This window comes from Nostoc sp. FACHB-190 (assembly GCF_014696905.1).
Classification (GTDB): Bacteria; Cyanobacteriota; Cyanobacteriia; order Cyanobacteriales; family Nostocaceae; genus Nostoc_B.
In genome coordinates, this window is record NZ_JACJQW010000020.1 from 41,453 (window position 1) to 59,323 (window position 17,871).

Here is a 17,871-nt window from a genome sequence, read left to right on the forward strand (position 1 = left end):
GATGTCGGTTTGCGTTCCTCCACCCAACCTTGATCAAAATAGTGTTCACCAGACACAAAATTATTCCTGTGCGTCGGCTGTTTGCAAAAGTTTGACGATATCTTGATAGCCGTTAAATTCTGCCAGCATCAAAGCTGTATAACCACCACGATTTTTTAAATTGGGGTTTGCACCAGCTTGGAGTAATATCTGCACAGTTTTAGTGTAGCCTCCAGAGGCAGCCCACATTAATGCTGTGGCTCCGGCTATGTCTTGAAAATTGACATTTGCGCCTTTGGCTACTAACAGTTGAATGATTTCTATGTCATTGCGTTTAGCAGCTTTGAGTAATGCTGTCTGGCTATCATTCCCTAAAGTATTGGGATTAGCGCCATAGTCTAATAATACTTGGACTGTTTTGGTGTGTCCCAAGGATATGGCGGCCATTAAAGGAATTTCTAATTCTCGATATGAGTTTGCACTAGAACGCAGCAAGGCTTCGAGAATTTGGCTGTGTCCTTGCAATACAGAGACTAATATGGGTGTGTCGCCTAAGTTATTTCTCAGTTGGACATTTGCACCGTGGCTTAGTAAAACTTGCACTACCTCAAGATGTCCTTCCACAACGGCAATATGTAATGCTGTTTCACCGTCTTTGTCTTGCAGATTCACTTGGGCATCTTTTTCTAGTAAAGCAGAAGCGATCGCACTATTACCAGCCGCCGCCGCCGCTAATAATGCTGTACCACCATCGCTGTTTTGTAAGTTAACATCTGCGCCAGCCGCTAACAATGCTTGGACAATTCCTAAATTTCCCACATCCGCCGCAATCATCAACAGTGTTTCGCCATCTTCATCTTGAATATTTACATCTGCATCATTTTGTGATGCGAGTTGCACAACCGCGAGGTGTCCTTGTTTGACTGCCAATTTCAAAGCAGTGTCATCATCTTTATCAGCAATATTTACCTTCGCGCCAGCAGCGAGTAATATTTGGACTATTTCTATATAACCTTTGAGTGCAGCTGCCATTAAGGCGGTGCTGCCATCTTCGTTGATAGCATTAACATCAGCACCTCTAGATATTAAAAGCTGCACAATATCTGTTTGTTTATTACTTGCAGCCAACATCAACGCTGTTAAACCATAGCGTTTTCTGGGTAAGTTGATATTTGCCCCGGCATCTAAAAGCGATCGCACAATTTCGGTGTAGCCTAAATTAGCAGCATACATTAATGCCGTCGTCCCATCGCGATCGCACGCATCTATATTGACACCAGCCGCTAAAATCTCACTCAGCCGCTTGATATCTCCACTTTTCGCAGCCTTCAGCAGCAAGACATCGTTGTTTTCCGTCATGAATCAAATCCTGCCCAGGCGGTTTTATCATCTATAGTTTGAAATTCTTTAAGTACTTTTGCAATAGGCTGGTATTGAGAATCTACATCTACCCCATATCCCGCCTGAGAATAAATTCTCAGTCTCATAGCACAAGTCCGTTGAAACGGAATGAAATACTGTCCTAGTCAGATTTATCTGACTTTAGCTATTGGCGAAGAAATAAATTTCTTCGCGGGATAATGTACCCAGTCCATCACGCCTAATTAATTACAAATTACGAACTCCGAATTAAGAATTACCCTTAAACTTGTGCTAATTTTTATTAAGATTTAAGAATTGAGCGAGAACACAATGAGTCTGGAACTGTCTCCCGTGGTGAAATACTGGCTTAACTTTTTCCACCCGCTAATCATGTGGGTACTTTTGGCGCTTTCACTTTATGCTGCTTATTTGGGATTGCAAGTACAGCGTACCAGAAACGCTCAAGGTGAAGAAAAGAAAGAACTGATTAAAGGCAAATTTAACATCAAACACTACCAAATGGGGTCTATCATCTTAGCTTTGATGGTAGCTGGTGCAGTTGGTGGGATGGCTGTTACCTATATTAACAACGGCAAGTTATTTGTCGGGCCGCACTTACTGGCGGGGCTAGGAATGACTAGTTTAGTAGCGTTTTCTGCTTCCCTCTCTCCTTTTATGCAAAAAGGCGCAAATTGGGCAAGAATCACGCATATATTGTTAAATTTTGCGATTTTAGGTCTATTTACTTGGCAGGCTATTACTGGCGTGCAGATTGTACAAAGAATTTTGAGTAATGCTTAGTTAACAGTCAAATGAATTATGAAGTCTAAAATTATTTTTTCAGACTTCATAATTCATACTTCAGACTTTAGTTGATTCAACGCTTCTTTTTAGAATTAGCAGGAAAAGGTATGCCCAAAGACTGATGAAAGTCTTCTTGAACTTTGCGGGTTAAGCGGCGAGAGACTTGGCGAACAATTTGATTTAGTAAGCGATCGCCTGTAGATTGGATGAGAGACTGGGGCAATCGTTGGATAAATCTGGGAAAGTGAAGATAAACCTTTAAATCTAAATCCCATTCAACCCGCGTCACCGTACTGGAAATCGCCGTATCATCATTGGGATACTCTTTTAATTGCATTGATGCTCGATAATCTACATCGTAACCAGGTGCTTGATAGTCAGGAATGGGGATCGTCCGAATGCGATATATTCCTTCTTCTGGTGGTAAAAGTTCTAAACCAACTTTCGGCTCCACTTCATAACCAAAAGAGCCAAAACGACCAATAATTAAAGCATAGCCGTTTTCTCCTAGTGGTTGTACCTTCATTGGTTCAGCACAACGTACAAACCACGACGAATGAGCATTGAGATATTCCGCAACTTGATCTACTGGAGCATACATCTCCATGTAATCGCTGTAGCAACCACAAAATCGGGTTTGATGGTCAAAATTTGTATCTGAAACTACATGATCAGTTTCTACTAAGTTGGCTTCTACAGGTAAAACAGTTTCTTTTATATCTAAGGACTGATATTCGCCGTTTGTTGAAAGCATCAAGCATTCCCCTCTGAGATGGCGTTTGGCTAGGTTTATGATTCCCAGGTGACTTGGGTGATTTCGTAGGCAAAATTCTATTTTGGCTGAAACTTTAACATTCTGTCATAAACTTTATGAAATTACTAAAATACGGATAAATCACATACTAGTTTTTTAAGGTATTGTTTTTATGAAAGCTTTTGTTGCTGGGGCTACAGGTGAAACAGGTCGTCGCATTGTCCAAGAGTTAGTAGCGCGTAACATTCCTGTACGGGCGTTTGTACGGGATATCCAGACAGCTAAAGCAATTTTGCCTCCTGATGTGGAGTTAGTGGCTGGTGATGTGTTGCAAGCAGATAGTCTCGCGGGTGCTTTAGGAGATAGTACTGTATTGCTGTGTGCGACTGGGGCAAAACCAAGTTTTGATCCAACTGGGCCATATAAAGTAGATTTTGAAGGTACAAAAAATTTAGTAGATGCTGCTAAAGCCAAGGGAATTGAACATTTTGTTTTAGTTTCTTCCTTGTGTACATCTCTGCTATTCCATCCTTTAAATTTGTTCTGGTTGATTTTAGTTTGGAAAAAGCAAGCCGAGGAATACATTCAAAAAAGTGGTCTTACCTATACCATTGTGCGACCTGGCGGTTTAAAAAACGAAGATAATACTGATGCTATCGTGATGCAGAGCGCAGATACATTATTCGATGGTAGTATTCCGCGCCAAAAAGTTGCCCAAGTTTCGGTTGCAGCACTCTTTGAACCAGCCGCCCGCAATAAGATTGTAGAGATTATTGCTAAACCAGATGGGAGTGTGAAAACACTTGGAGAGTTGTTTCAGCAATGCTGAAATAGAAGTAATGAGTTATGAGTCCAGTAGGGTGTGTTAGGCGTAAGCCGTAACGCACCGAGAACTTTGCGGTAGATTTTTTCATAATTTTGTGTAATCCCTATTTACTCATCACTCATTACTCACTACTTATTACTCATCACTCATTACTCAGCCGTCCGACTTTTAACCCGACTTTAGCCGACTGACAAAATAAAGTGCGATCGCTTAGGCTATTGGGCGTAGAGTTGAAAACATACAAATATGGTTCATACTACCAGCCCATTAGCAGCAGATTTGGCAGGCAAAAGCTATACTGTGCCTAATTATTGGCAAATACAGCAGCGTCTTTGTTCACTGATAGATAACTATGTAGCGGACGAACAGCTACAGGAACGCCTAGAAGATTTACCCAGACAATTTACTCATCCCCAACCGCGTCCTTGGAAGCCAATTGACTGGCAAGCTATTAACCATAGTCAAATTATTGGCATCAAACCAGAAGTATTTTTATCCATTTTGATAGGTGCAATGGATACAGAAGCACCAATTCGCGGTTATACCCAAACCAGTCGCCAATATTTAGATAAATTACATCCCCAAATGGGGCGGTTTGTGGGTGGAACAGTCAATGAAACTGGTGAACTGCAAGAAATTGGCTTGTGGGAAAAAGAAGAACGCCAACATACACCCGCATTAATCAAGGTTTACACCCAATTAACAGGTGAAAAAATCATCCCCAAGCACCGCACCGTTAGAGGCTATATCCCTACAGATGATCCGCACGAAGATTTATATCGCCACGGCTTACACCGCGTCGCTACAGAATATGGTGCAACTTGTCTTTACTTGTGGTTGATGGCGCACACAACAGGCGCACTCCAAGATGTGCTGGAAGAACTCGCCAAGGATGAAATCAACCACATGACTAAATTTTGGGGCTTCGGAGTCTGGACTTTTCCCGATACAGGATTCATCCGCATCAGCACAACCCTCATCAAAACCCGTTCGCAAAGCTACGAACGCAATAACTTGATGCGTACTCTACGCCGGATGATGAATACACTCAACTGGAACGCCTGGACACCCACCAATAAAGCCACCCTACTCTTCACCTTCTCCTATACGATGCACCGTCTCTGGAAGTGGCACAACAGCCTGACTCCAGAGTATTTACAAAACATATTGGCATCTTGAAACTCTCCTTTTATTTAGCAAAACCATCATGAACTCCCTACCTTTAGACCTCAACCCCGAAAAAATTCCCCAACACATCGCTGTAATTATGGATGGGAATGGTAGATGGGCGACTAGTCGCGGACTACCGCGCATCGCTGGACATCGCCAAGGTGCAATAACTCTCAAACAACTATTACGCTGTTGTAAAGATTGGGGAATCAAAGTTCTCACAGCCTACGCATTCTCTACAGAAAATTGGCAACGTCCCATTGAAGAAGTAGATTTTCTGATGCTTTTATTTGAACGCTTTCTCCGCAGCGAGTTAGCCCAGATGCAGCAAGAAGGGGTGAGAATTTCTTTTATTGGTGATTTATCAGTTTTGCCTGTATCTCTGCAAGCCGAAATGCAACGTTCAATGACAGAAACATTGAATAACCAAGTTATTCACTTTAATGTGGCAGTGAATTATGGTAGTCGTCACGAAATTACTCAAGCCTGTCACCACATAGCCCAATTGGTGCAACAAGGTGAAATCAGCCTAGACGCAATTAATGAAAACCTTGTAGAACAATATCTTTACACCGCAGCTACACCAGCACCAGATTTACTAATTCGGACTAGTGCAGAAATGCGGTTGAGTAATTTTTTGTTGTGGCAAATGGCCTATACAGAAATGTACTTTACTGATGTTTTCTGGCCTGATTTTGACCGCGAAGCATTTCATCAAGCTTTGTTAAGTTACCAAAAACGCGATCGCCGTTTCGGTCAAATTAAAACTGCCTGTTCAGCTTAACAATCGCTCGTGAAACGGCTACTGAGATTTTTTCAGGAATCAAATGGGATGCTTGTAGTAGTTTTCCGTTATCTTGGTCATCAGTTGTAAGCAATGATCAGCGACAGCATTTTGTGAATCAAATTTGAGTGCTTGTTGCCAAGAAGATATCGCTTCTCGAAATTTGCCTTGCAATGCCGATAATTTACCTGCTAAGGCGTGAAAATCTGCATTACTGTAGTGTAGAGCTAGAGCTTGATTGTTGTATGTTGCTGCTTCGGAATAACGTTTTTGTGACAATAAATCCAGTGCTTGTTTGTGATGCCAAATTGCTTGGTCATACAAACGTAACAAGTCAGATAAATCGGCTTTGCAGCGTCTACAAGTTGAAGCCTGGGGAGTGGGGGAGGCTTGTATTTGCTCTCCTCCTCTAACTGGACGATAAACTGCACCACAAACAGGACATTTCATACTTTTTTATTTTCTCCCGCCTATTCTTCATTACCACTGGCGTAGTAAAGAAAGTCTTCCAACTCTGCTTGTAATTGAGTTAGTTCTGGACTATTGTCAGCGATCGCATTGTCAATCTGCTCTAATAATTCTTGTAATTCTTCTAGTTGTGCTTCGTCTACTGTTAGTAGTGCTTGTTGAGCGCGGTCTAAAAGTGCTGTTAATTCTGGCGAAATTTCGGCGTTATCGCTGATATTTTCCCCAGAAATTTCAATTGTTTCATCACTTTCAAACAATGACTCTAAATCTGCCCTGGCTTGCTTGAGTTCGTGGCTAGAAAGTTTTTGTATCCCGGCATGATTTACTACTAATGTTCCTTGTTGTCCTTTACCTTTTTCGGTGGTGGTGACAGTCAGAATACCATTCAGGTCAAAATCAAAGTGAACTTCGATTTGAATCCCGCCGGCGGGTTTGGGTGGTAGATTTTCCACTTTAAAGGAACCTAATGGTACATTTTCCTCTGCGATCGCATTTTCCCCTTGAAAAACTTCAATTTCTACAGTTGCTTGCTCATCAAACAACGTGGAATAAACATGAGAGCGCGAAACGGGGACAACACTGTTGCGCGGAATAATCACACTAAAATATCCAGGCATAATTCCCATTGGTGTCGGTACAGCCGCCGCAATACCCAGAGAATGGGGAATCACATCTACAAGAATGGCATCTACAGATTCACCCACCAGTACCCCAGCTTGCAAAGCTGCTCCCAATGCTACACAAAGGTCTGGTTGAATACCATCAGTCGGAGTTTGCCCCAAATGTTCTTCTATCATTTGCTGCACTAGGGGAATGCGTGTAGAACCACCAACCAAAATCACCCGGTCAATTTCTTCTGGTGCTAAATTAGCATCTGAAAGAGCGCGGTCAATGGCCTCTAAGGTTTCTGTTAATAAGGGACGAATCAATTTTTCAAAATCTATTCGTGCAACTTCTGTTTCTAGATGCAGTGCGGTTTTACCTTTACTACCTAAAAAAGCTTCCCTGACTGTGGCAAAAGCATGGGAACTCAAATTAATTTTTACCTGTTCTGCGGCTCGTAATAGACGCGCTTGAGTCGCAGCATCATCTGGTACATCCACACCATGCTGTTTGCGGAATAAGTCTGCTAAATGCAGTTGCAACAGTCTGTCAAAATCATCTCCACCCAAACGGTTATTACCATGACTAGCTAGTACTTCTGTGACATCCCCTGTAATTTCCACCACCGACACGTCAAAAGTGCCACCACCCAAGTCATAAACTACAACCCGTTCTGTTTCTTCAGAACGCAAATCATAAGCCAAAGCCGCCGCCGTTGGTTCGTTAATAATTTGCAGTACCTCTAAACCAGCGATCTCACCAGCCGTTTTGGTTGCTTGTCGTTGTGCGTCTGTAAAATAAGCTGGAACTGTAATTACTGCTTGGGTAATTGTTTCACCCAAAGCGTTCTCAGCCCTTTGTTTCAGAGCGCGGAGAATAATTGCGGAAATTTCATGAGGTAAGTATTCTTTATCTCCGAAAGTGGTTTTGTGGTCAGTTCCCATCCACCGCTTAATTGATTTCACAGTACGTTCGGGCGCTGCTGCATACTGACGCAGTGCTTCCTTTCCTACTAGTAATTTTCCTGTATCGCTAAATCCCACACAGGAAGGTAAAATCAAGTCGCCATCTTCCCCTGGCAAAACCCGCACCTGTCCGTTTTCGACAATTGCAACTTCGGAATTGGTTGTACCTAAATCAATACCAACTGCTTTCATAAAATTTATCGCACCTCTCAAGATAGAATAGCAGGCTGCAAATGAATCACAATATCATCTTTTCTGATACCTTTAGCGATGAGTATCTGGGTTAAGCTTTCTTCAAAGTTATCTTCTTCAATAATGATTTGATGTTCTACTAAACGTGCATGAAACAAAATGCTATCAATCCAACGTTGTTTATCCCAACCCGTAGCTAGAACCAGAAAATGACCTGATTCGGTATCGCAAACAGCATAAAGTTTGAGTGCTTGTAAACGAGGTTGATTGATTGTTGCTTCTTGTACCGTTGTTTTTAGAATATCTGCATAATTCAATGTTTTATCCATTGAATTATTACCTCTCTGCTTGGTTCATAGACTAATAAGTTAATTTTATTACGCTGGACAACCAACTGAAAAATCGGTTTTTGAAAATGCTTAATATATATCTCTTGACTCACGGCTAGGTATAACTGACGCTCTGGCTCCTGTTCTTCCAATGCCCATTGATAAAGCTGAAGTTGTCCCATTGTTTTTTCGAGTTCACTGATAACGGACACAGCATCAAAATCTTTAACTTCAACGGCAATTTTACGCCCTTGTTTTTCTGCTGTGAAAAATTTCTCGGCTCCCAAATCAGCTTTCAAAAGGGTTTGCTCCAATACCAAAATCAAAGGATCATCTGTAATTGTCCAGCCATCTTTTTCGAGAGTGCGGCGCACAGAGAAATGTAAATCATCTCGTCTAGACATTAGATTCGTTAAAAGTGTTACGCCGCTAGTCTTATAACTAAGCCAAGCCGAGATATCCAGTTCAAGGCACTCATGCTGCTTGCAATTCTCTGCACATTTGCTATTTCTTGAGGATTTGCAGAGGGCTTAAGTATTGCTTCAACTGCTTGTTTTGCAGCCTCCTCAGCGAATACTTTCAGATCCTCAAGCATTCCTCTGGCAAAAGTCTGATCATTAAAAAAGTTGGTCATAACTAAATTACCTTCACACCTTATAATCAATTACCTAAAAAACTGTATTTTTTGATACGCTTTTTGAAAAATTCATTTGTAAATGGCAATTCCTGAGCATTTATTCCCAGTTCTGGACAATAGGCTATGCAGCACGATCGCACCATACTGTTTTCTTCATTTCACACTTCACACTTCAGGCTTTTTGTATTACTTGTGTTGCTACAATCACTTGTGCTTCTCGTAGGATTTTATCGCCCCATAAATAACCCTTGACTACTTCCTGAATCACTGTATTTTCTGCCACATCGGTTTTGACTTGCCGTCCCACGGCATACATGATTTGGGAATCAAATAATTTACCCTCTGCAATGATGGGAACAACACGTCTTTGGCGGAGTATTTCTAAAAGCGATCGCCTAATTAACTCTACTCCCTGTTGATTACTAGTTAACATCTCTGTCAACGGCTCTGATATTTGTATTTTTTCAGACAATTCATCTTGGGTTTTTTGACTAGAAAATAATTCTCCTAGCTTGTCCCAAAAGCTTTTTTTAACAGCAGGTTTTGAGTTTGATGTTATAGATAATACTTCTAATTCTTGTTGCCAGTAAGCACAAGCTTGATCTAACGCATCCATAATCCCCAGTAATTCTTTGAGGAGTTTTTCTTGTTGTTGTTCAACTTGAGCTAATTTCTGTTTTTGGCTGGCTTCTAGACTTGTTTGCAGTTGTTCTTGATTGGTGCGATTTACTTCTAAGGCTTGCTGAAGAGTTTCTTGAGTAGAACGCAATAATTTACCTTGTTGCTTGATTTCATGGCGTAGCGCCGTCCATTCTGCCACCATTTGATAGGGATCAAAAGCATAAGTTGATTCTGGTGGTTCGCCTAAATAATCAGGAGATCCTGGTTCTGATTGTAAATAATCTAAAAATTGAGCAAATAAAGCTTCTGTGTCATTAGTCATTGGTTAACTTGTTTACTGATAACTGTAAGTAATACCAATTTAAGAAAAAAATGCGACAGATAGAAATTAGGAAAGTCTTACTGGAGCTAGATTTCTTAATTGCGAATTGGTATAAGTTGATGGAAAAAACAAAATACCTCTGGTTGGTGAGCGCAGTCGAACCAACGCCTCCTGCCTTTTCTTTAACTGTTAAAAAGTGGCACGAATTAAATCATCAATACTAAATTCTATTTGAGCGATCGCTTTTTCTTGCACTTGTTTTAATATTTCTGGATTCAGTTCGGCTTCTAGGGGAAGTATTTTTAAGAAATCCTCATATTGAGTTGTTTCTCCTTTCCGAATTGCTTCGTAAGCTTCTCGAATTTCCTTAAATTCTTGGGGATAACTATGAGCCGGAAATTCTCGCAATTTTGCATGATAAGCTGCTTTAATTTGGGCGGGTGTAGCTGCTGGTGAGATGCCTAATTTTTCGTAGTGGGAAGTCATAAGTATGCAGTAGATTTTGTTTTATTTAAAATAATTCTGAAAAACCGCCTCTGGTTCTGCCTTTTTTCTTTTTAGGTTTAGATGGTAAGCCTCTGAAAATCAAATCTAAATCTATATCGTCTTCATCTTCTTCATCATCTGCAAAATCAGGCATTTCATTTAACATCATCTTCTTGAGTTCTGGAAGCATTCTTTCAAATTCAGCTTCAGGTATTTTGTTGCCAAAGAATTTTTTCAGCATTGTTTCTAATAAATCCTCCATATCTGACATATTCAGATTGTCAAATTTATCTGGGTCTGGCATCATGCTTTGAGTTTCTCTAGCAGACAAAAATGCTTGTTCTTCCCGAAATGCTTGTAATGCTTTGGCATCTTGTAGGCGACGAGCTATTTCAAATCCTTCTTGCTTGAGTTGTTCATATTTGGGCTGATTAAGTGGGTAGGTAGTAGCTCTTGCTAATAGCAATAATGGGTTTTGTGGTTCTCGTCGCAGTGCTTCATCTAGGAAAGGAATGAGTGTGGTAATCCAGCCAAAACGCCGTGCTTGCAGTTGAATATTGGCTAAGGCATTGCCTGGTTGAGGCATGGTATCGAGGTAGAACTGCACAGCATACTCTAATCGTTTGGGAGTATTTTCTTTGACGGCTAAGATTACTAAATTAGCTACTCTGGCTTCTGGGTATTCTATTGATAGGTCGATCAATTTTTGCTGATATTGGGTGATGAGTGCAGCGATGCCTTTTTCCCGTTTAGCAAACAGAGTAATAGCAAGGGCGATCGCCTGCAATACTGGAATTTGTTCACTACCCGATAATTTTTTTAATAAAGCATTCCATTTCTTGGTTGCGGCTGTTTGGCTTAAGGAAACTCGACCACCAGAATTTGGCAGACTTTGGACTGCTTCGACAAAGATTTGACAAGCACCGATAGCCGGATCTTTTTCATCTTCTGTTTGGACAAAACGACTAAATAAGGGATAGCTCAAGGTGGAAAGCGCATCTATCCAAGGTGAGATTTCGACTTCATTTTCAACATTAAAGTCGCCAAAATGCTTACCAAAACGGCGACGGGCTTCATTAAATGCTTGTTTGTCTCCTACTTCCTTCCAAGAAGCCAGCAGAATCCCGTAAACTTCGTTATACCGACATCCACCTTCAATGGCTTGGGTCAGTAGTGCGATCGCTTCTGTATAATTGTCTTCTGAGGCTGCAACTAATCCTTTGCGTCCGATTAACTCTGGCGATGTGGGACAAATGCGTTCTGCTTGTTGCAAAGCGCCTAATGCAGCACGGTCACGGTCTAATGCCATGTAAGCATCTGCCATCCAACAGTGCAGATGGGCTAAGGTTGGGTTTAAGCGGGTGTCAGGCCATTCCTGGGGTTTTTGTTTTCCTTCTTGTTCCAGCCACCGCAAAAATTGAGTTAACAGACGTTGATATTCTTTGTAAGAGTGATTAGCTTTTAAAACTTGCAATAAGTTGACTGCTAATTGGGGGTTAAAGGGTTTTTCTGTTAATAAAGGCTGCCAAAATAGCTCTGTACAGTCTGTTTCCCCTTGAGTCATGGCTTGTTGACCAGCCAGAATTAACAATGGTTTCCGCAGACTTTCCAGTTCTGGGAAGTTTGTGGAATGCTTGTCTCTACGTAGCCACACATGGGCAGCATCATGATGATTACCATCGTTAATTAATTTAGCGATCGCCAACGCAAATAAAGCATCTTGAAGCTTAGGATTATCTCGTTCTAAATTTCCGGGTTGTTCTACAGCTAGTTCTCCGGTTTTTGCCTGTTGGGCTGTTGCCAATCGCTCTAAAATGGGATCTTCTAAATACTTTGGTTTGCTAAAGATATATCCCGATGACTTTAACCCTAAAAGATTCGCCGCCGCATTCCAATTACCAATCATTTGCTGACTGTAAATAATCCAAGCAATTGGTAAATCCCCAGGCGTAACCGGACGCTTAATTTTTTGAAAGGATGTCAAAGCGGTTTCTGGCTGTCCATGCTTCAAAGCCAATACACCGCGTACCCAATGGAGTTGAGCCGCACTAAAGCGTTTAGATTGTTTGTCAATTAACTGCTCGACTGTGGCGATATCGCCTTTGAGCAATAGGAGTTTCAGGTAACAAATGTTGTAGTCTTTGATCAAGTTACCGGCTTCAAAAGCATCGCGGAGTAAATAGAGTGCTGCATCCAACTGATCCAACGCCAACAAACATTTAGCTTGCCAGTAGTGAGCATCTCCCACCAGACCTAATTCCAAGGCGCGGCTAAAAGATTTTTCTGCTTGTTTAAAATCTTGTTTGTCAAATTCCTGCTGTCCCCGCAGCAACCAAATTTCTGATTCTTTGGGAGTAAATTCTATTTCAGGGTGCGATCGCTGAATTTTTTTGATTTCTTCCAATGCTTGTCGATATTTTTTCTGCTTCAGCAATTCTTGTAGCTGCATCCCAAAAGAGTTTGCTGTAAGCTCTGTCTCTGTATTAGCGACTTTTGCTACTTGCTGTTTGGACTGATGTTTAGCCACTGGATTTTCTTCCTGATTATTTTCCGATTTTCCCCCCAGATCCAAGGGTGGCTTGAAATACTCTGTTAGTTTTAATCTGAGTGTGGCGATCGCATGAATTTTATCAGTAGGTCAAGTTGCCCCTCAATACCCTAATCTTCGCTGCCTGCCACTAAAACTACCAATAAAATGTACTGTCACCCATCCCTATCAAGATATATTTACTCACATTTTGAGTAATTGATACTTTAAGAAAGTACAAAAAATAAGTACTCACACCATTTGTCACCAGTTAGAAGTAAATGAATTTTATCAATACATCTTGTGGTAGCGGCGGTATATCCCGATGCTGAACCTAGCATACAAGCCTGGAAGAAGCTTGTAAAAGTGCAAGACTGGAATAGTTTTGCTGATGTCATAGCTACTTCTGTTTTTGCACCTGATCAAGTTAAAAACTTCGTCATTTTTAATATTGGAGGCAATAAGTATAGGCTAATAACCTGTATTAACTACAAGACAAAAGCTATATATATTCGTGAGTTTTTAACTCATGCTGAATACGATAAAGATAAATGGAAAAATGACGAATGGTTTGATAGCTAACCTTAATTAGAGGTACTATTAATTCTAGTTCTAAATTATTAAGCGAATAATGCCAGAATGACGAAATGTTAGATCACAACCCCAGCTACACAGAATTGCTCACATCTTTCCCACCACGACCCATAAAATCTGAAGAAGATTTAGAAAAAACTCAAACAGTTATCGATAATTTACTTGATAAAGGAGAGCTAACTGAGTCAGAAGAAGATTATTTGAATCTCTTGGGAATTTTAATCCATGAATATGAACAGCAACAAGATTTAGTTCCTGATATTTATGGAGTAGAGCTTATCAAAGTTTTAATGGCGGAGTTAAATCTCAAACAGAAAGATTTAGTGACGATTTTTAAAACTGAATCAATTGTTTCTGATATACTGAACGGCAAGCGAAAATTAACAGTTGAACATATCCAAAAGCTGGCAGAATTTTTCAAGGTATCACCTGCTGTATTTTTCCCAGAAAATCCATCAGAGAGAGATTTCTTAGAAGTAGCTTAAAGTTTGATTATCCAAGCATTTACCAGGTGAAATGAAGATTGAAATTTGTAAACCATAAACCAATACAGTTCAGTTAAGACTAAAAAGCAATTCTGGTGTAGGTTGGGTGGAGGAACGGAACCCAACAGAGTCTTGAGAATGTTGGGTTACGCTATCGCTACACCCAACCTACTATTCTCTTAACTGAACCGTATTGAACCATAAACAGTTGAAAAACAAAAAAGCCCCATGTATGAAGCTAGGGGCTTTTTTATTGGTAGCGCCTCATCTCTTTGCAAAATATTGAAAAAAGTAATAAGTAATGAGTCAGAAATTTACTTATTACTCATTACTCATTACTCACAGTACACTTCACTTACTTCAAAAATGCTGTATTTGCGCCTACCTCATGACTCACAAAGCAATTTCCGCTTGCATCACAGTGGGGTCGCTGGTGGGTTGCAGATGAAAGCCTAATTTTTCACAAACTCGCTGCATTCCGTAATTATCAGATAGGATATTGGCTGTAACTCGACCGATGTGTTCTTGACGACCAACTTGCAGTAAGCGCCTAACAAGTTCTGTACCTAAACCTTGACACTGATAGCGATCGCTCACAATCATCGCAAATTCCGCCGCATCTGTACCGTGCAGTTTACTCAATCGCCCAACTGCTAAAATTTGCCGCATTCCGGTTTCGGGGTCTTGATGTTCTGCTACCAGTGCCATTTCCCGGTCGTAATCAATAAAGCAAATCCGGGTGAGGCGTTCGTGAGTGATGCGTTTACTCAATTTAATCAGATGAAAGTACCGAAAATAAACGCTTTCTTCGGAAAGGGTTTGGTGAAACTGTACCATTAACGGCTCATCTTCTGGACGAATGGGACGGATGGTAACTGACATCCCATTTTTCGTTGTCCAGTTGTCGATGTATTGGGTGGGATAGGGACGAATGGCTAATTTGGGTAGTTGTTCTTCTGTAATATCTGGTGGTTGGAGGAGAACACGGCCATCTAAGGCGATTAATGAAGGGAGTGGGGAGTGGGGAGAATTATTTCCATTTCTTGCCATTGGCGAAGCCAGCAAGGGGTTGATGTCAATTTCTTTAATCCAAGGTTGTTCTACTACCAGTTGGCTAAATGCAACCATCAATTGTTCTAGGGCTGCCATATCTACACTTTGCCTTCCCCGCACGCCTTTGAGGGCTTTGTAAATTTTGGTGTGTTCCATCATCCGGCGGGCTAAAGTTGTGTTTAGGGGAGGTAGGGCGATCGCTCGATCCTGAAATACTTCGACTAGCTGTCCCCCTGCACCAAACAACAACACTGGCCCGAATTGGGTATCAAGGCTACTACCAATAATCAATTCATAACCATCGGTTTTCACCATTGGCTGTACTGTTACGCCGAGGAAGAGTGGGGAATGGGGAGTGGGGAGTGGGGAGTGGGGAGTTTTCTTTTGCACCGAAGATTCTATTAGGCGATAGGCTTGTCTGACTGCTTCTGCATCCCGCAGATTTAACTGGACACCGCCGACATCGGTTTTATGGGTAATTACATGAGAATACAGTTTGACAACTACGGGATAACCAATACTTTCAGCACATTTCACCGCCTCATCTTCACTTGTCGCCACGCAGGTTTCTACAACAGGAATGCCGTAAGCTGCTAATATTTGCTTTGATTCAAACTCGGTGAGAATGGTTCGTCCATCTTGACGCGCAGAGGCGATAATATTTGCAACTAAGTTGCGGTCTGGTATCCCTGATTGGGGATCAACTGTGGGTAAAACGGGAGTTTCATAGATACCCCGCAGGTTATAGCTAGATTGCCACATATAACTAAATATGCGTGTGGCTGTATCTGGATAGCGATAAGTCGGAATAGATTGACGGTTTAAAATTGTTTCGCCGGCGGTGACTTCTGCACCACCCATCCAACTGGCAAGAATTGGTTTACCAGGAATTTGGGCGTAGGGTTTCAATTGTTCCGCAGTTTGGGTGGGGTCGGTCATGGCTTGGGGTGTGAGAATGACCAACAAGCCGTCACTATTAGGATCTGTGGCTGCTATTTCTAAAGCTTGGGTATAACGTTGGGGGTCAGCATCCCCCAAAATATCAATCGGGTTGTTATGACTCCAATGAGTGGGGAGTATTTGATCAAAAGCTGCGATCGCATCTGGTGAAATTGTCGCTAATTCCCCACCGGCTTCAATCAACGCATCGGTCGCCAAAACTCCTGGCCCGCCTGCATTCGTTAAAATGGTCAACCTTGGCCCCTTGGGACGCGGTTGTTTTGCCAACACTTCCGCCACATCAAATAAGTCAGAAATACTATTCACCCGCAATACCCCACAGCGCCGGAAAGCTGCATCTAACACCGCATCACTTCCCGCCAATGCCCCTGTATGAGATGCTGCGGCTTTGGCGGCTGCTTCTGTGCGTCCGGCTTTGATCACAATAATCGGTTTGGTGAGGGCAACTTCTCGCGCCGCAGAAATAAAAGACCGCGCATCCCCAATAGATTCCATGTAAATCACAATACTTTTGGTGCGGGGGTCATCACCGAGATAGTAAATCAAGTCACCCCAGCCCACATCCAACATCGAACCGATGGACACGAAGGCACTAAAACCGACGTTTTCTTGAAAACTCCAATCTAGAATCGCCGTACATAAAGCCCCACTTTGACTAATAAAGCCAACATTGCCCGGACGCGCCATTGCACTGGCAAAGGTAGCATTTAACCCACTCAGGGGACTCATCACGCCTAAGCAGTTCGGGCCGATGATGCGAATGTTACCGCGACGAGCTTGGGCGAGAATTTGCTGTTCTAAAGCGATACCAGCCGCACCAGCTTCTTTAAAACCAGCAGAAATGACGATCGCACTTTTTACCCCAGCAGCAACACATTCAGCAATAATCCCCGGAACTGTTGGTGCTGGTGTAGCAATGACCGCTAAATCTATAGTTTCGGGGATATCGGCAATTTTCGGATAGGCTTTGATTCCCAATACACTATGGCGTTTGGGATTGACGGGAAACACAGTCCCACCAAAGGGATTTGTAATTAAATTCCACAAGAGAGTGCGTCCCACACTCCCTGGTGTTTCACTAGCACCAATCACCGCTACAGTTTTGGGTGCAAAGATAGCATCAAGAGGATTAAGCTTCTCTGCCTGCAAGATATCAAAGGCGCGATCGCTTGTGGGCTTGAGAGATTTCTGCATTAATCCTCCTTGAGAGTGCTGAGTGCTGAGTTGTAAGTAAATTGGGGTGGGAGTAGGGAGTAGGGAGTAGTGAGTGGGAATAGTCTTCTTGAAAGCTATTTTGGTATGGGAGTATGATTTGATTGGGTAAAAAATTCAGTACATTTAGACAAAGCTTCTTTCCTATTCCCTATTCCCTGTCCATATTAGACATTTTGCTTTCAGTCTATGCTTGAGTTCCACATCTGGTTCATTTCATCCAGAAATTTTTAAACTTGTCTAAGATTTGCATAATTTTGCCGAGGGCGATCGCTTTGCCGGTTTCGGTGACTTCTGAAAAGCGATCGCCAAATTCAAAGTTAACTGCGGGAACTGTCACCCACAAAGCAGGCGGACAATGGCCGTAAAGAGTTCTAGTCAAGGCTAACAGTGATTGGGGATCGGCGGTATGTCCGGCGATCGGATGATCAACAGCAGGTGAAAGCGATTGTACCTGCACATCAAAAGATTCTGAAGGTACATAAGCATCCACAAAAATTGCTAATTCTGCATTTGCTAAAGCATCAGCTAATTCGGGTGTCAGTTGGTGGACTGCTAAGGATTTCACCGCCGATAAATGCCAAGAGGCAATTTCATCAGCAATTCTTTGACCAATGCCATCATCACTCCGCAAGTCATTACCATAACCAATCACCATGACGGTTGCATTCATTTTTTTCGTTTGCTTTAATGCACTCAAAATTAATGATAAATTTGTCAATTTACAATGTGATGAAA

Annotated in this window: 18 protein-coding genes; 6 read left to right on the top strand and 12 right to left on the bottom strand. The window is 41.9% G+C overall.

The window, feature by feature from the left end; all coding sequences use genetic code 11:
* Positions 1 to 60 precede the first annotated feature (60 nt).
* Entirely contained in the window at positions 61 to 1,338 is a 1,278-nt protein-coding gene (locus H6G28_RS20680) for an ankyrin repeat domain-containing protein (protein WP_190673681.1), read from the bottom strand.
* Between the two features lie 333 nt (positions 1,339 to 1,671).
* Between H6G28_RS20680 and H6G28_RS20685 the strand changes: the two genes are divergently transcribed.
* Entirely contained in the window at positions 1,672 to 2,142 is a 471-nt protein-coding gene (locus H6G28_RS20685) for a DUF4079 domain-containing protein (protein WP_190587845.1), read from the top strand.
* Positions 2,143 to 2,218: 76 nt separating this feature from the next.
* Here the strand turns inward: H6G28_RS20685 and H6G28_RS20690 are convergent, their stop codons facing one another.
* Positions 2,219 to 2,899: a DUF1997 domain-containing protein gene (locus tag H6G28_RS20690; protein WP_190587846.1), complete on the bottom strand. Its 681-nt coding sequence runs from the start codon at positions 2,897 to 2,899 to the stop codon at positions 2,219 to 2,221.
* Positions 2,900 to 3,071: 172 nt separating this feature from the next.
* Between H6G28_RS20690 and H6G28_RS20695 the strand changes: the two genes are divergently transcribed.
* From H6G28_RS20695 to uppS, 3 genes are all read left to right on the top strand, one after another.
* Positions 3,072 to 3,728 (top strand): NAD(P)H-binding protein, encoded by a 657-nt coding sequence (locus tag H6G28_RS20695; protein ID WP_190673684.1) that lies wholly within the window; start codon positions 3,072 to 3,074, stop codon positions 3,726 to 3,728.
* 243 nt (positions 3,729 to 3,971) lie between these two features.
* Positions 3,972 to 4,904 carry a ferritin-like domain-containing protein gene (locus H6G28_RS20700; RefSeq protein ID WP_190587848.1) on the top strand — a complete coding sequence of 311 codons (933 nt, stop codon included), beginning with the start codon at positions 3,972 to 3,974 and terminating at the stop codon, positions 4,902 to 4,904.
* A gap of 28 nt (positions 4,905 to 4,932) precedes the next feature.
* The gene (gene uppS / locus H6G28_RS20705) at positions 4,933 to 5,679 is read left to right on the top strand and encodes an undecaprenyl pyrophosphate synthase (protein WP_190673687.1); all 747 of its coding nucleotides are present in this window, start codon (positions 4,933 to 4,935) and stop codon (positions 5,677 to 5,679) included.
* Between the two features lie 39 nt (positions 5,680 to 5,718).
* On the opposite strand, the gene H6G28_RS20710 is transcribed toward uppS, so the two are convergent.
* The 8 genes from H6G28_RS20710 to H6G28_RS20745 all read right to left on the bottom strand — a co-directional run bounded on the left by H6G28_RS20710 (position 5,719) and on the right by H6G28_RS20745 (position 12,829).
* The gene (locus tag H6G28_RS20710; protein WP_190673690.1) at positions 5,719 to 6,129 is read right to left on the bottom strand and encodes a hypothetical protein; all 411 of its coding nucleotides are present in this window, start codon (positions 6,127 to 6,129) and stop codon (positions 5,719 to 5,721) included.
* A gap of 20 nt (positions 6,130 to 6,149) precedes the next feature.
* The gene (locus H6G28_RS20715; protein ID WP_190673693.1) at positions 6,150 to 7,907 is read right to left on the bottom strand and encodes an Hsp70 family protein; all 1,758 of its coding nucleotides are present in this window, start codon (positions 7,905 to 7,907) and stop codon (positions 6,150 to 6,152) included.
* Positions 7,908 to 7,924: 17 nt separating this feature from the next.
* Entirely contained in the window at positions 7,925 to 8,236 is a 312-nt protein-coding gene (locus tag H6G28_RS20720) for an element excision factor XisI family protein (RefSeq protein WP_190673698.1), read from the bottom strand.
* Positions 8,221 to 8,640 carry a XisH family protein gene (locus H6G28_RS20725; RefSeq protein WP_190673700.1) on the bottom strand — a complete coding sequence of 140 codons (420 nt, stop codon included), beginning with the start codon at positions 8,638 to 8,640 and terminating at the stop codon, positions 8,221 to 8,223. Before H6G28_RS20725 ends, H6G28_RS20720 begins: the two co-directional genes overlap by 16 nt.
* A gap of 17 nt (positions 8,641 to 8,657) precedes the next feature.
* Positions 8,658 to 8,870 (bottom strand): hypothetical protein, encoded by a 213-nt coding sequence (locus tag H6G28_RS20730; RefSeq protein ID WP_190673703.1) that lies wholly within the window; start codon positions 8,868 to 8,870, stop codon positions 8,658 to 8,660.
* Positions 8,871 to 9,045: 175 nt separating this feature from the next.
* Positions 9,046 to 9,816 (bottom strand): nucleotide exchange factor GrpE, encoded by a 771-nt coding sequence (locus H6G28_RS20735; protein ID WP_190673706.1) that lies wholly within the window; start codon positions 9,814 to 9,816, stop codon positions 9,046 to 9,048.
* 189 nt (positions 9,817 to 10,005) lie between these two features.
* On the bottom strand, positions 10,006 to 10,302 hold the full coding sequence (locus H6G28_RS20740) for a DnaJ domain-containing protein (protein ID WP_190673708.1): 297 nt from the start codon (positions 10,300 to 10,302) through the stop codon (positions 10,006 to 10,008).
* Between the two features lie 25 nt (positions 10,303 to 10,327).
* Positions 10,328 to 12,829: a tetratricopeptide repeat protein gene (locus tag H6G28_RS20745; protein ID WP_190673709.1), complete on the bottom strand. Its 2,502-nt coding sequence runs from the start codon at positions 12,827 to 12,829 to the stop codon at positions 10,328 to 10,330.
* A gap of 303 nt (positions 12,830 to 13,132) precedes the next feature.
* Here H6G28_RS20745 and H6G28_RS20750 point away from each other — a divergent pair, with 303 nt between their 5' ends.
* Positions 13,133 to 13,411, top strand: a complete 279-nt coding sequence (locus H6G28_RS20750) for a type II toxin-antitoxin system HigB family toxin (protein WP_313949958.1) — start codon at positions 13,133 to 13,135, stop codon at positions 13,409 to 13,411.
* 65 nt (positions 13,412 to 13,476) lie between these two features.
* Positions 13,477 to 13,908: a helix-turn-helix domain-containing protein gene (locus tag H6G28_RS20755; RefSeq protein ID WP_190673710.1), complete on the top strand. Its 432-nt coding sequence runs from the start codon at positions 13,477 to 13,479 to the stop codon at positions 13,906 to 13,908.
* Between the two features lie 393 nt (positions 13,909 to 14,301).
* On the opposite strand, the gene H6G28_RS20760 is transcribed toward H6G28_RS20755, so the two are convergent.
* The gene (locus H6G28_RS20760) at positions 14,302 to 17,115 is read right to left on the bottom strand and encodes a bifunctional acetate--CoA ligase family protein/GNAT family N-acetyltransferase (protein ID WP_190673711.1); all 2,814 of its coding nucleotides are present in this window, start codon (positions 17,113 to 17,115) and stop codon (positions 14,302 to 14,304) included.
* Between the two features lie 229 nt (positions 17,116 to 17,344).
* Positions 17,345 to 17,806: a hydrogenase maturation protease gene (locus tag H6G28_RS20765; protein WP_190587850.1), complete on the bottom strand. Its 462-nt coding sequence runs from the start codon at positions 17,804 to 17,806 to the stop codon at positions 17,345 to 17,347.
* Positions 17,807 to 17,871 lie beyond the last annotated feature (65 nt).